Origin of the sequence: Streptomyces sp. NPDC058864 (assembly GCF_042742985.1) — a bacterium.
Classification (GTDB): Bacteria; Actinomycetota; Actinomycetes; order Streptomycetales; family Streptomycetaceae; genus Actinacidiphila.
Window position 1 is genome coordinate 42110 of record NZ_JBHYMQ010000028.1, and the last position, 11848, is coordinate 53957.

At 71.8% G+C, this 11848-nt stretch carries 13 protein-coding genes; 4 read left to right on the forward strand and 9 right to left on the reverse strand.

Features of this window, described 5'->3' with window-relative positions; genetic code table 11:
* Window positions 1-39 precede the first annotated feature (39 nt).
* From ACFW3D_RS21865 to ACFW3D_RS21875, 3 genes are read right to left on the reverse strand one after another with little or no spacing between them, the layout of a single operon-like run.
* Window positions 40-858: a carbohydrate ABC transporter permease gene (locus tag ACFW3D_RS21865; protein WP_500506008.1), complete on the reverse strand. Its 819-nt coding sequence runs from the start codon at window positions 856-858 to the stop codon at window positions 40-42.
* Complete coding sequence (locus ACFW3D_RS21870; RefSeq protein WP_500506011.1) at window positions 858-1787, reverse strand: carbohydrate ABC transporter permease; 930 nt, start codon at window positions 1785-1787, stop codon at window positions 858-860. The genes ACFW3D_RS21865 and ACFW3D_RS21870 overlap by 1 nt, the downstream gene beginning before the upstream one ends.
* Before the next feature lie 14 nt (window positions 1788-1801).
* The gene (locus tag ACFW3D_RS21875) at window positions 1802-3106 is read right to left on the reverse strand and encodes an ABC transporter substrate-binding protein (RefSeq protein ID WP_500506015.1); all 1305 of its coding nucleotides are present in this window, start codon (window positions 3104-3106) and stop codon (window positions 1802-1804) included.
* A gap of 140 nt (window positions 3107-3246) precedes the next feature.
* On the opposite strand from ACFW3D_RS21875, the gene ACFW3D_RS21880 reads away from it, so the two are divergent.
* Both ACFW3D_RS21880 and ACFW3D_RS21885 read left to right on the forward strand, forming a co-directional pair.
* A complete protein-coding gene (locus ACFW3D_RS21880) occupies window positions 3247-4296 on the forward strand; it encodes a LacI family DNA-binding transcriptional regulator (protein WP_500506018.1) in 1050 nt (349 codons plus the stop codon).
* 215 nt (window positions 4297-4511) lie between these two features.
* Entirely contained in the window at window positions 4512-4949 is a 438-nt protein-coding gene (locus ACFW3D_RS21885; RefSeq protein ID WP_500506021.1) for a hypothetical protein, read from the forward strand.
* Window positions 4950-5010: 61 nt separating this feature from the next.
* On the opposite strand, the gene ACFW3D_RS21890 is transcribed toward ACFW3D_RS21885, so the two are convergent.
* Window positions 5011-6189, reverse strand: a complete 1179-nt coding sequence (locus tag ACFW3D_RS21890; RefSeq protein WP_500506023.1) for an acyl-CoA dehydrogenase family protein — start codon at window positions 6187-6189, stop codon at window positions 5011-5013.
* A gap of 342 nt (window positions 6190-6531) precedes the next feature.
* Between ACFW3D_RS21890 and ACFW3D_RS21895 the strand changes: the two genes are divergently transcribed.
* A complete protein-coding gene (locus ACFW3D_RS21895) occupies window positions 6532-6966 on the forward strand; it encodes a hypothetical protein (RefSeq protein ID WP_500506025.1) in 435 nt (144 codons plus the stop codon).
* A 90-nt stretch (window positions 6967-7056) separates the two neighbouring features.
* On the opposite strand, the gene ACFW3D_RS21900 is transcribed toward ACFW3D_RS21895, so the two are convergent.
* The 5 genes from ACFW3D_RS21900 to ACFW3D_RS21920 all read right to left on the reverse strand — a co-directional run bounded on the left by ACFW3D_RS21900 (window position 7057) and on the right by ACFW3D_RS21920 (window position 10860).
* Entirely contained in the window at window positions 7057-7431 is a 375-nt protein-coding gene (locus ACFW3D_RS21900; protein ID WP_018562397.1) for a hypothetical protein, read from the reverse strand.
* A 116-nt stretch (window positions 7432-7547) separates the two neighbouring features.
* Window positions 7548-7940: a roadblock/LC7 domain-containing protein gene (locus tag ACFW3D_RS21905; RefSeq protein ID WP_089223339.1), complete on the reverse strand. Its 393-nt coding sequence runs from the start codon at window positions 7938-7940 to the stop codon at window positions 7548-7550.
* Between the two features lie 80 nt (window positions 7941-8020).
* Window positions 8021-9004 (reverse strand): transcriptional regulator, encoded by a 984-nt coding sequence (locus ACFW3D_RS21910; protein ID WP_500506027.1) that lies wholly within the window; start codon window positions 9002-9004, stop codon window positions 8021-8023.
* On the reverse strand, window positions 9001-9384 hold the full coding sequence (locus ACFW3D_RS21915) for a hypothetical protein (RefSeq protein ID WP_500506029.1): 384 nt from the start codon (window positions 9382-9384) through the stop codon (window positions 9001-9003). The genes ACFW3D_RS21910 and ACFW3D_RS21915 overlap by 4 nt, the downstream gene beginning before the upstream one ends.
* 135 nt (window positions 9385-9519) lie before the next feature.
* On the reverse strand, window positions 9520-10860 hold the full coding sequence (locus ACFW3D_RS21920) for an aminotransferase-like domain-containing protein (RefSeq protein ID WP_500506031.1): 1341 nt from the start codon (window positions 10858-10860) through the stop codon (window positions 9520-9522).
* 112 nt (window positions 10861-10972) lie between these two features.
* On the opposite strand from ACFW3D_RS21920, the gene ACFW3D_RS21925 reads away from it, so the two are divergent.
* A complete protein-coding gene (locus ACFW3D_RS21925; protein WP_500506034.1) occupies window positions 10973-11794 on the forward strand; it encodes an alpha/beta fold hydrolase in 822 nt (273 codons plus the stop codon).
* Window positions 11795-11848: the final 54 nt, after the last annotated feature.

Genomic DNA, 11848 nt, shown 5'->3' on the forward strand with positions numbered 1-11848 from the left:
TGAGCGCCTCGACGCGGGAGTCGGCGGTCACGTTGTCGTTCACTTTCCTCCGACGCCCATGAGCCCCTGGACCAGGGCACGGCGGGCGAACAGGTAGACGAGCAGGACGGGAATCGTGGACAGCACCACTGCGGCCAGCAGGCCGGGGATGTTGATGCCGTACTGGGTCCGGAAGTTGTAGAGGCCGAGCGTGATCACCTTGGTCTCCTCCGACTGGGTGAGCACCAGGGGGAAGAGGAAGCCGTTCCAGGCCTGCAGGGCGGAGAAGACGACGATCGTCGACAGTCCGCTGCCCGACAGCGGCAGGACGAGCTGGAAGAAGGTCCGCCGGACGGACGCGCCGTCCATGGCCATCGCCTCGAACAGCTCGGAGGTGATGTCACGCATGGTGCCGGTCAGGATCAGCGTGCAGACCGGCAGGCAGAACGCCGCGGTCGGCAGGATGACGCCGATGAGGTTGTCGTAGAGCCCGACCTTGCTGATGACGTAGAACATCGGGACGATCACGGCCTGGGCGGGGATGGCCAGGCCCAGCAGGAACAGCCGGAACACCCCCGAGGTGCCGCGTCCCCGGTTGCGGACGATGGCGAACGCCAGCGGCGGCACGAGGAGCAGCACGATGGCCACCACGCTGACCGTGACGACGACCGTGTTGAGGAAGTACTGGCCGAAGCCGTTGCTGAAGTCCTGGACGTAGTTGTCCAGCGTGAAGGAGCGGGGGAAGGCCAGCGGCCCGTTGCCGCTGTACTCCTCGCGCGTCTGCACCGTGGCGCCGAGCATGACGTAGAGCGGCAGGCCCACCAGCGCGAGCCACAGCAGGGCGCCCAGCCCCGCCAGGTAGTTGGGGCGTCGCCTCATCAGAGCCCCTCCTTGGTGCCGGCCATCTTGTCGTAGCCCGAGACGCGCACGACGATCAGCGAGATCACGGTGGCGACGACGACGAGCATCAGCGCGACCGCGGCGCCCGCGCCGAAGTCGAATCCCTTGAAGGCCTTGTCGTACATGTAGTAGGCGCTGATGGTGGTGTCGGTGCCGGGGCCGCCCTGGGTGAGGATCAGCACCGTGTCGAAGGTGGTGAGACCGCCGACGATCATCAGGATCATCGAGGTGATGATCGAGTTGCGCAGCTGCGGCAGCGTGATGTGGAAGAACTGGCGTACGGTGCCCGCGCCGTCGATCTGCGCAGCCTGGTAGAGCACCTCCGGGATCGCCCGGGTCGCGCCCTGGTAGATCAGGGCGTGGAACGGGGTGAACTGCCAGGTGCTGACGAACACCAGCACGCCGATCGCGGCGGTCTGGGTGCCGAAGAGGTTGCCGTCGCCGAACAGCCAGCGCGCCTGCGAGGGGACGCCGAAGTTCGGGTCGAGCAGAGCGCGCCACAGCACCGAGACGGCGGTCGCGGACAGCAGCAGCGGCACGAAGAAGACCGCTGACAGCACGGCGCGGTTCCGCTGGGGACCGGCCGCCCAGACGCCGAGCAGGATGCTCAGCGGGGTCTGGACGACGACGCCCAGCACCGTGAGCAGCACGCTCAGCCAGAGGCTCTTGATCATGACGGGGTCCTGGAAGACCCGGACCCAGGTGTCGAAGCCCGCGAACTCGGGCGAGCCCAGTCCGCTCCACGTGGTGAAGGAGAGGACCGCCACCAGCACCAGGGGCACGACGGCGAACAGGGCGAAGAAGATCGTGGCGGGGAGCGCCCAGGCGACGCCCGGCCGGCCGATGGTACGGCCGGCCGGGCGCTGCGTCTGCTGCTTGCCCGTCACCGAGGCAGTGAGGGAGACCATGCGGGACGTCGCTCTCAGGAGGTGGGCAGGGCCTGCATGGCCTTGATGAAGCCGTCCGCGTCGATCTGGCCGTTGAAGAACTGCTGCACGGCCTGGTGGATCGGCGTGATGCCCGACGGCGGGTACGCCTGGTCCCACGACAGCTGGAACGAGGGCGCCTTCTGGACCAGGTCGAACTGGTACTTCAGGTAGTCCGGGTTGTCGGCCGAGTCGAGGAACTTGGTGGTGTTCGTGGTGGTGGGCAGGTTGCCGATGGCGAGCTGCTGCTTCACGAAGTCGTCGGAGTACATCAGCTTGAGGAAGTCCGCGACGGCGTCCGGGTGCTCGGTCTTCTTCAGCACCGAGTAGAAGTTGTTGGTGTTGCCGACGACGTTCGCGGCGTCACCCTTGCCGCCCGTGATGGTCGGGAAGTTGGTGTAGCCGAGGTCGTTCTTGGCGAAGTCCGGGCTGGCGTCCTGCTGCGTGGAGTACTCCCAGGAGCCCATGAGCTCGAAGCCGGCCTTGCCGCTGGCCAGGAGCTGGGGGGAGCCGCCGTCGGTGAACTTCACCGAGTCGAAGTTGGTGCCGAAGGCGCCGGCGTCGATGAGCTCCTTGAGCATGCCCAGCGCCTTCTTGCTGTCCTCGCTCTCCCAGGCGCTCTTGTCGCCGCCGAGCGCCTTGGTGAACAGCTCCGGACCCGCGACGCGGTCGTAGAGGTACTCGAACCACATCAGGGTCGGCCACTGGTCGCCGCCGCCGAGCGCGATCGGGGTGACGCCCTTGGCCTTGAGCTTCTTGACCGCGTCGATGAGCTCGTCCCAGGTCTGCGGGGGCTGGACGCCCGCGTCCGCGAGGACCTTCTTGTTGTTGAACATCAGCACCGGCTGCGTGCCGCGCATCGGCACGCCGTAGGACTTGCCGTCGACGACGGCGGTGTTGAAGACCGAGGACAGGAAGTTGTCCTTCAGGCCCGGGTCCTTCTTGATGAAGTCGTCGAGCGGGAGCAGCAGACCGGCCTTCACGAACGGCTGGATGCTGCCGCCACCCCAGTTGAAGAAGACGTCGGGGGCCTGCTTGGTGTTGATGACCGTCTGCAGCTTCTGCTGGTAGTCCGCACCGGGGACCGTGTCGAGGACGGCCTTGACCTTCGAGGTCTTGTTGAACTCGGCGACGATCGCCTTCTCCACCTTGTTCGCGGAGTCGCCGTACACGAGGACGTGAATCGTCCCGGAATCACCTCCCGCGGAGGCGCCATCACCGCCGCAGGCGGTCAGGGTCAGGCCCAGTGCCAGTGTCGCGCCGCCGGCGACGGCACGGGGGAACCACGCACGCTTCTTCATGATCGACCTCTCGAAAGTTTCGGCCGCTTTGCCGAAATTCGCCTGACGCTGGACCGTAGGCTTCCCCTTCGCCGGGGTCAACAGCGTGGAATTGACGCGACCAAACCGTTACCGAACGGCGGTGCTCTATCCTGTGCGGCATGCGTGATGATGAGACCGAGGGCCGGATCACCCTGGCCGACGTGGCTTCGAAAGCGGGCGTGTCACTTTCGACAGTTTCGAAGGTGCTCAACGGACGTCCCGATGTGGCCGCACCGACCCGGAGCAAGGTCGAACGCCTCTTGGAGGCGAACGGCTACCAGCGCCCCTCCCCCACCCAGCCCGAGTCGCGGCTGATCGAGATCGTCTTCCACGAACTCGAGAGCGTCTGGGCGATGGAACTCATCCGGGGCGTGGAGAACGTCGCCAAGAGCCGCAACATGAGCGTCGTGCTCACCGAGAGCGGCACCCGGCACGCCCCCGGCCCCGAGTGGATCGAGGGCGTGCTGCGCCGCCGCCCGCTCGGCGTCGTCCTGGTCTTCTCCTCGCTGCCCGACGACATCAAGCGCAAGTTGCGCTCACGCGCCATCAACTTCGTCATCATCGACCCCGCGGGCGACCCCGAACCCGACGTCCCGTCCGTGGGCTCGGCGAACTGGGCCGGCGGCGTCGCCGCCACCCGGCACCTCATCGACCTCGGCCACCGCCGCATCGGGATCATCACCGGCCCCGACGACATGCTGTGCTCCCTCGCCCGTCTCGACGGCTTCCGCTCGGCCATGGGCATGGCGGGACTCGCCGTCGACAACGACCTGATCCGCTACGGGGACTTCCACGTCCAGGGCGGGCACGACGGCGCCTTCGCCCTGCTGGAGCGGGCCGATCCGCCGACCGCCATCTTCGCGGGCAGCGACCTGCAGGCGCTCGGTGTCCTGGAGGCCGCCCGGGTCAAGGGCCTGCAGGTGCCGCGCGACCTGTCGGTGGTGGGCTACGACGACATCCCGCTCGCCCAGTGGGCCAGCCCGTCGCTGACCACCGTCAACCAGCCGCTGGTCGAGATGGCCGAGGAGGCCGCCCGGATGCTGCTCCGGCTGTCGCAGCCCGAGGAGACCGGGGACAAGAGCAACACCCGTATGGAGCTTGGGGTCAGACTGGTCGTCAGGAAGAGCACGGCGCCCCCGCGGGAGGCCGGGGCGGCCCGGGGGGACTGACGGCCGGAAGGGCGCGGAGCGGGCGCACGGCGTCATCCGCGGGGGCACGGAGCACCCCTGCGGACGACTGTGTGACGAAGGCCACACCCAATGTCAACGCTCGTCGGAGTGGCGGTGATTACCGCGGGCGCACGGCGGGAAATGCTCGCTATGGCCGAGGCCAAGCGCCCGGCCGGCCCCGCTGGTGGGCGTTCTTCTGAGGGGGAGATGCACCCATGCGCACCCACGCACGACACAGCCGCGGCGAACGCTCGCTGGCGGTGCTCGAGGAGGAGCACGAACGTCGCGAGCCGTTCGAGCTGCTGACGGCGGACGACGCCGACGACGCCTTCGACGAAGAGGGCTATGAGATCTTCCGGGTGCACTGCCCCGACTGTGCGCGCCCGATCGCCCTCCTCGCCGACGAGGACGTGCTGCCGCAGCACGCGCTGTGCGCCTCGCCGTGGAACCCGTTCGGGCTGACGGTCTGCCCCGGCTCGGGGCGTCCCGCCCCCGAGGCCACGGCGGCCGACGACAACGCCCGCGGCGAGGACTCGGAGTGGGGCGTACTGCTGACGCTCCCCGCCGGGCTGGACTGGCGCACGCAGCCGTTCTCCCACGTGGGCGGCCCCGGTTCGCGGCCGATCCGCGTACCGTTCCAGCGCGCGGCCTGACCGCGCCCACCACGTACGCACGGTGCCGCGCCGCCCGGCCGGGCTGCGCGGCACCGCCGGGTCAGCGCTCCTTGCTCTCCGGGCCGGCGAGGCTGCGGGCGATCACCATGCGCTGGATCTGGTTGGTGCCCTCGACGATCTGCAGCACCTTGGCCTCGCGCATGTACCGCTCGACGGGGAAGTCGGCGGTGTAGCCGTAGCCGCCGAGCAACTGGACCGCGTCCGTGGTCACCTGCATCGCGGCGTCCGCGCAGAACAGCTTGGCCATCGCCGCCTGCCGGGAGAACGGCCGGCCCGCGTCCCGCAGCCGGGCCGCGGCGAGGTAGAGCGCCCGGCCGGCCTCGATCTTGGTGGCCATGTCGGCGATCATGAAGCGCAGTCCCTGGAAGTCCACGACGGGACGGCCGAACTGCTGCCGGGTCATTCCGTACGCGAGCGCCTCGTCGAGGGCGGCCTGGGCGACGCCGATGGCGCAGGCGGCGATGCCGAGGCGGCCGGAGTCGAGCGCGGACAGCGCGATGGTGAAGCCCTGCCCCTCGTCGCCGACGCGGCGGCTGTCGGGGACGGTCACACCGTCGAAGTGGACCTGCGCCGTGGGCGACCCCTTCATGCCCATCTTCTTCTCCGGGACCGCCGCGGACAGGCCCTGCGCGTCGCCGGGCACCAGGTACGCGGTGATGCCGCGCGCGCCCTCGGCCCCGCTGCGGGCCAGCACCGTGTAGAAGTCCGCGACACCGCCGTGGGTGATCCACGCCTTGGTGCCGTCGATCCGCCACGCGTCCCCCTCGTGGGTGGCCCGGGTGCGCAGCGAGGCGGCGTCGGAGCCGGAGGCAGGCTCGGAGAGGCTGTAGGCGCCGAGCAGCGAGCCGCCGAGCATGGCGGGCAGGTGCCCGGTGCGCTGCTCCTTGCTGCCGTAGTGGGCGACCGCGTGACAGGCCAGGGTGTGCACGCTGACGCCGAGGCCGACGGTGAGCCGTGCCGCGGCCAGTTCCTCGAGCACCTGCAGGTACACCTCGTACGGCTGGCCACCGCCGCCGTACTCCTCCGGGTAGGGCAGTCCGAGCAGCCCCGCCTCGCCGATGAGGCGGAACACCTCGCGCGGGAAGACGCCGGCGTCCTCCTCCTCGGCCGCCCTGGGCTTGATCTCCCGCTGTGCCAGCTCGCGTACGAGTGCGAGCAGGTCGCGGGCCTCCTCGGTGGGAAGCTGTCGGTCCACCGGCTGAAGGCCGTCGTGGGACATGGCGGCACTCTCCTCCCTGTCGGGCGCTGCGGCGGCGTCCGCTCAGGGTGTGGCGGCGCTGCCGGTTCGTCGACCGTCGACCGATGGTCTCCCGCCGGGTCACGGCATGGTCCGACCTGCGGCTTCGGCGCGTTGGAGTATGCCCGATCGGAGGCGTCGGAGTCACGGGGTGCCAGCCCCTCCGGAGCGTGCGGCGGCGGATTTTTCCATACCGGACACCCGCGGGCCGGCTTTTCGCAAGGCTGTACGGGTCATGGGGCCGTTCGGGTTAACGTCTGTCGCGCGCGGTGCGCGTGCGGCACGTGAGCGACCCGCGTCAGGAGTCGAGGAAAGGTGATGCCGGTGTCCGTGTTCCGTACGTGGGGCCCGAGGGTGGCCGCAGTGGCGGTCGTCGCGCTGGCGGTGACGGGCTGCGGCGGCCAGGACACGGATGCGGCGGGCGGTCCGGTCGCCCTGGAGCGGATCGGCGAGGCCGTCGGCTGCACCCCGCAGTTGCAGACGGACGTGGAGGAGCTGCGCCAGGGGGCGTGCACGACGGCACGCGGTGCCTATGTGATGCTCACCTTCGCCAGCGCCGCCGGCCAGAAGTCGTGGCTGGCGGAGGCGGAGCCGTACGGCGGTTCCTACCTGATCGGGGAGCGCTGGGTGGTGGAGGCCGACCCCGAGGCGCTGGAGCCGGTGCGCGCGAAGCTGGGCGGCAGGGTCGAGGAAGGGGCGCACCACGGCGGGCACTCCGACGGCTCGTCCTCGGCCCCCTCGTCTTCCGCGAGCCGCTAGCGGGCCGCGGCCCGGCAGGGCGGAACCCGGCACACGTCGGCCTGGGCCTGATGTGCCGGGCCGCCGTCGGCCGCGGGCCCGGGGGGCGGGTCAGACCTCCAGGTCGGCTTCGATGCGCCTGAGCTGGTGGCGGGCCATCGCCAGGTTCGCCCGTTCCTTGTCCAGCGCGACGTAGAGGAACAGTCCCTTGCCGGAACGCCCGGTCAGCAGCCGGATCATGTGGATCTGGGTATTGAGCGTGATGAGGATGTCCTCGATGTGCTCCTTGAGGTTGAGCATCTCCATCGTGCGCATCTTGGCGCGGACGACGTCGGTGTTGCCCGCGGCCGCGACGGTCAGGTCGAGGTCCTTGGAACCCCCGAGGGTGCCCAGGGCCATGCCGCTGCCGTAGTCCACGAGAGCGACGCCCAGGACGCCCTCGATCGACGTCATTACATCCTTCAGCGCGGTCTCGGTGTTGGCCATTGCGGTCTCGCTTCCTTGGGGTTGAGTTCTCTGACGTGACGAATGCCTGGGTCCGGTGGCGGCGCGGCCGCGTCCCGTGCCCGGCGGCTTGTCGGCTGAAGAGCCGGGTCGTACGGTCATTTCCGCTCCTGACGTTGGAGCGCGAGGTCGACGAGATCCTCGATCCGCCGACTGGATCGACGGGCCTCCAGGTGCAGACGGCCCACGTTGGACCCGGGTCCCGCCACCAGGGCGAGGGCCATGGCACCGCCGGCCGCGTACGCGGCGATGTACCCGCGGTCGCCCCTGACGAGCAGTTCCCGGAAGCCGCCGCATTCGGTGGCCTCCGTGATCCGGGCCGCGACGCCCAGTGCCGCGGCGGTCAGCGCGGCGACCCCCTCCGGTTCCGGCCCGCTCAGGTCGTGCGCGACGACCAGGCCGTCGACGCTGGCGACGAGCCCGCCCGTCAGGTGCGGCACCCTCGCCCGCAGGCTCCGGAGTTCGGCCAGTACGTCGGCTTCCAGTGCCACCAGCTGTCTCCTTCCGGCGAGCTGCCGCAGAGCCTTCCTCCACGGTCGTTCGGCGGGCGCCGGGCGGGTCGGCAGGGCGCTCACAGGCGGGCCTCCAGGGCGGCACGAAGTCGTAGCAACAGGGCGACTGAGGGATCGGAGGACGACAGGACCGCCGGCTGCGGTCCGCCGTGGGCGAAGGGCGTGGGCGCGAGGGGCGGCGGTGCCGGCGCCGGTGGCGGCGGCTCGGGGGGCGCCGGCGACGGGGCCGCGGGGGGCGCCGGAGCCGGGACCGCGGGTGCCTGGGCGCGGACCGGCATGCTGATCCGGCCGGTCGCGGCCAGCCGGCGCACGTCCAGCAGGGTCGCGAAGGCGGAACGCCCCAGGTGCCAGGCGATCTGCACGGGCGTACGGGATCCGTCCGCCGCCGCCAGCACCGCCAGCTGAGCGGGCGTGGGGGCCCTGGCCCGGCCGGCGCGCACCTCGCTCTCGGAGCGGGGGACGACGGGTCCGGCGTCGGTGTCGTCCCAGGGCCAGGCCCGCTCCAGTTGCGCGCGGCGCCGTTGCGCCTCCCTCGCCACGCGCTGGGCGGGGACCGGCCGGGAGATGGGGCCCAGCCGGGAAGTGGCACCCGGCTGGAACCGGTCGGGTTCCGAGTCGGGCAGCATGGTGAAGTAGGCGGCGTCGAACAGTGCCAGCAGATGGCACAGCTCGAGCTCCCCGCGGGCCACCCGCCCGGTGTCGACGAGGTGCCCTCCGACGCCGCGATCGGCGCTCGCGGTGGTGACCGCCTCGCGCCACTGGTCCGGGGAGAGCAGTCCGCAGGCCATGAGCCGTACCCCGAGGTCCGGGGCGCAGGGGCTCTCGGCGTGGACGATCGCCCCGTCGCGCAGGTAGACCGCCCCCGCCGATCCGTACAGCGCTCCGCTGGCCTTCGCCTCCGCGAGCCGGGCCAGCGCGGCGGTGAAGGCGTACGCGCCCACCACCCCGGCGCGCACCTGGGCCGGCGCGCTGCCGCGCGCCGGAGTGCGCCGGGGCAGACCACGCACGGCCAGTGCCGGCCGCCCCGCCTCCGTGCCGGTCATACGAGCACCAGCCGCTCGGCGATGGCCTGCAGTCCGAGCCGGGCGACGGCCAGGTTGGCCATCGAGCGGTCCAGCCACAGGTAGAGGATGACGTCGCTGTCGAAGGAGGTGTCGAGGAAGCGGATGAGGTGGTAGCTCCCCGGGGCGGTGATGATGATGTCCTCGACCGGCACCCTTCCGGACTCCTTCGCGGTGAAGGTGCCGCCCTCCACAACCGCGCGTGCCGCCTCGGTGGTGTCCGCGGCGGCCGCCTCGTGACCGTGTCCCGGCTCCTGTCCGACCGCCCCGAGAAGGAGGCCGCTGCTCCAGTCGACCACGCTCGCCCCGAGCACACCGGGAATTGCCAGCGCCTCGGAAAGGCACTCGTCTATGCCGGGCACGCGCACCCCTTCGCCGCCACTTCTGGTATACGGAACAGCACGGAACGTTACTCATCCCGTACGCGAAAAAGGTGAGTTGGGGCATTTTCCAGAGGCATGTGCGGGCGACTCGCTAGGATTCGCCGCCCCTTGTGATCAGTCGGCGCAATTGTCCTCGGGGCCGCCCCCGGCGATCCGCGCGAGGACGCCCAGCGCCTCGCCCAGGACCTGCGGCAACGGCGAGGCGAGTCCGATCCGTACGGCGTGCGGGGTGCTGCCGCGTCCCGCGGCGAAGGCGGCGGCCGGGGTGACCGCGATGCCCTGCCGCGCGGCGGCCGCGACGAAGGTGTCGGCGCGCCAGGGTCCGGGCAGCCGCCACCAGCAGAAGAAGGCCCGCGGATCGGCCGTGACCGAGAACCCGGCGAGGCGCTCGGCGGCGATGCGGGCCCGGTCGGCCGCGTCGCGCCGCTTGGCCGCCACCACCGCGTCCACGGCGCCGTCGGCGATCCACCGGCAGGCCGCGGCCAGCGCGAAGCCGGAGGGAGCCGCACCCGTCGAGCGCAAGGCCGCGGAAACCGGGGCGGACAGCTCACGCGGAGTGAGCGCGACGCCGGCGGTGAGCCCAGGGGCGAGCCGCTTGGAGAGGCTGTCGACCAGGACCACGCGGTCGGGCGCGTACGCCGCGAGCGGCGGTGGGGCGTCCGCGGCGAGGAACCCCCACACGGCGTCCTCGACGGCGCGCAGGCCCAGCCGGCCGAGGGCGTCGGCGAGTTCGGCCCGGCGCGTCCCCGGCATTGTGACGCCGAGCGGATTGTGCAGGGTGGGCTGGGTGTAGAGCGCGTGCAGCGGGGCGGCCCGGTGGAGTTCGGCGAGGGCGTCGGGGCGCATCCCGTGCTCGTCGCAGGGGACGGGGACGAGGGTGATCCCCAGCCGTCCGCCGAGCGCCTTGACCACCGGGTAGGTGAGCGCCTCCACGGCGAGCCGGCCGCCGGGCGGCACGAGGGCGGCCACGGCGGCGGCGATGGCCTGGCGCCCGTTGCCCGCGAAGAGCAGCCGTCCGGGGTCGGGGCGCGGGCCGGTGCGGGCGAGCAGCGCGGCGAAGGCGTCGCGTGCGGCCGGGGTGCCCGCGGCGGTCAGCGGGCGCAGCGCGGCGTCGAGGACGTCGGGACGCTGCAGCGCGGCGAGCCCGGGGGCGAGCAATTGCGACTGGCCCTCGGCGACGGGGTGGCTGAGCTCCAGGTCGATCCGCCGGTCCGCCGGCTCGGCAAGGGCGGGCCCGGCGGCGGGCGGCGCGGCCCGGACGAAGGTGCCGCGCCCCACCTCTCCCACGACCAGGCCGCGGCGGGCCAGTTCGGCGTAGACGCGGATCGCCGTGGAGTTGGCGATGCCGTGCCGCCGCGCGAACGCCCGCTGAGGTGCGAGCCGGTCGCCGGGACGCAGGCGTCCGGCGGCGATGTCCGCGGCGACGGCGTCCGCGGCCGCTCGGTAGTCGTCCATCGGCGTTCCCCCTTGAGGCAATCCCTGCATTGCACCGAGAGCAAAGATCTTATTGCACCGAGCGGGGAGGGGAACCTAGCATCACGGTCAACCCCCCTGCGGGACGGGGCACATGCGAGGCGAGGAGCTCCCCTTGGCAACGGCAGTGGTCAACGGCGTGACGTTGGCGTACGACGACGAGGGGGACGGCCCCGGTACGGCTCTGGTGCTGGTGCACGGCCATCCCTTCGACCGCTCGATGTGGGCACCGCAAATCTCCGCCGCGTCGGCCGGCCGCCGGGTGATCGTGCCGGACCTGCGCGGCTACGGCGCCAGCGAGGTGGTCCCGGGGGTCACCCCGCTGGAGACCTTCGCGCGTGACGTCGCCGCCCTGATGGACCACCTGGGCGTCACGGCGGCCGTGGTCGGCGGCCTGTCGATGGGCGGTCAGATCGTCATGGAGTTCCAGCGGCTGTTCCCCGGCCGGACGACCGGCCTCCTGCTCGCCGACACCTTCCCCGGCGCCGAGACGGCGGAAGGCCGGCGGGCCCGGGACGCGATGGCGGAGCGGCTGCTGTCCGAGGGGATGTCCGGGTACGCCGACGAGGTGCTGGACCGGATGATCGCGCCCCGTAACGTGACCGCGCTCCCCGGCGTGGCCGCGCACGTCCTGCGGATGATGCGCGGCACCTCCCCCCAGGGCGCCGCGGCGGCCCTGCGCGGCCGCGCCCTGCGGCCGGACTACGGGGCGGTGCTGACCGCGGTCCAGGTGCCCGCACTGATCGTGGTCGGCCGGGAGGACGTGTACACCCCGGTCGCCGAGGCCGAGGCGATGCACGCGGCGGTCCGCGGCTCGCGGCTCGTGGTCGTCGAGGGCGCCGGGCACCTGCCGAACCTCGAGCGTCCCGAGGAGTTCAACGACGCGCTGCTGCGCTTCCTCCGTTCGTGCCCGTAGGGCCTCTCGCCCCAGTGGCTCCGGCCGCCCGGAGGGCGGGCCCCGCGTCTCCCC

Coding starts and splice junctions, on each gene's coding strand:
- ACFW3D_RS21865 (WP_500506008.1), bottom strand. CDS start 858: ATGAGGCGACGCCCCAACTACCTGGCGGGGCTGGGCGCCCTGCTGTGG.
- ACFW3D_RS21910 (WP_500506027.1), bottom strand. CDS start 9,004: ATGACCGGCACGGAGGCGGGGCGGCCGGCACTGGCCGTGCGTGGTCTG.
- ACFW3D_RS21880 (WP_500506018.1), top strand. CDS start 3,247: ATGCGTGATGATGAGACCGAGGGCCGGATCACCCTGGCCGACGTGGCT.
- ACFW3D_RS21890 (WP_500506023.1), bottom strand. CDS start 6,189: ATGTCCCACGACGGCCTTCAGCCGGTGGACCGACAGCTTCCCACCGAG.
- ACFW3D_RS21900 (WP_018562397.1), bottom strand. CDS start 7,431: ATGGCCAACACCGAGACCGCGCTGAAGGATGTAATGACGTCGATCGAG.
- ACFW3D_RS21875 (WP_500506015.1), bottom strand. CDS start 3,106: ATGAAGAAGCGTGCGTGGTTCCCCCGTGCCGTCGCCGGCGGCGCGACA.
- ACFW3D_RS21920 (WP_500506031.1), bottom strand. CDS start 10,860: ATGGACGACTACCGAGCGGCCGCGGACGCCGTCGCCGCGGACATCGCC.
- ACFW3D_RS21925 (WP_500506034.1), top strand. CDS start 10,973: ATGCGAGGCGAGGAGCTCCCCTTGGCAACGGCAGTGGTCAACGGCGTG.
- ACFW3D_RS21870 (WP_500506011.1), bottom strand. CDS start 1,787: ATGGTCTCCCTCACTGCCTCGGTGACGGGCAAGCAGCAGACGCAGCGC.
- ACFW3D_RS21885 (WP_500506021.1), top strand. CDS start 4,512: ATGCGCACCCACGCACGACACAGCCGCGGCGAACGCTCGCTGGCGGTG.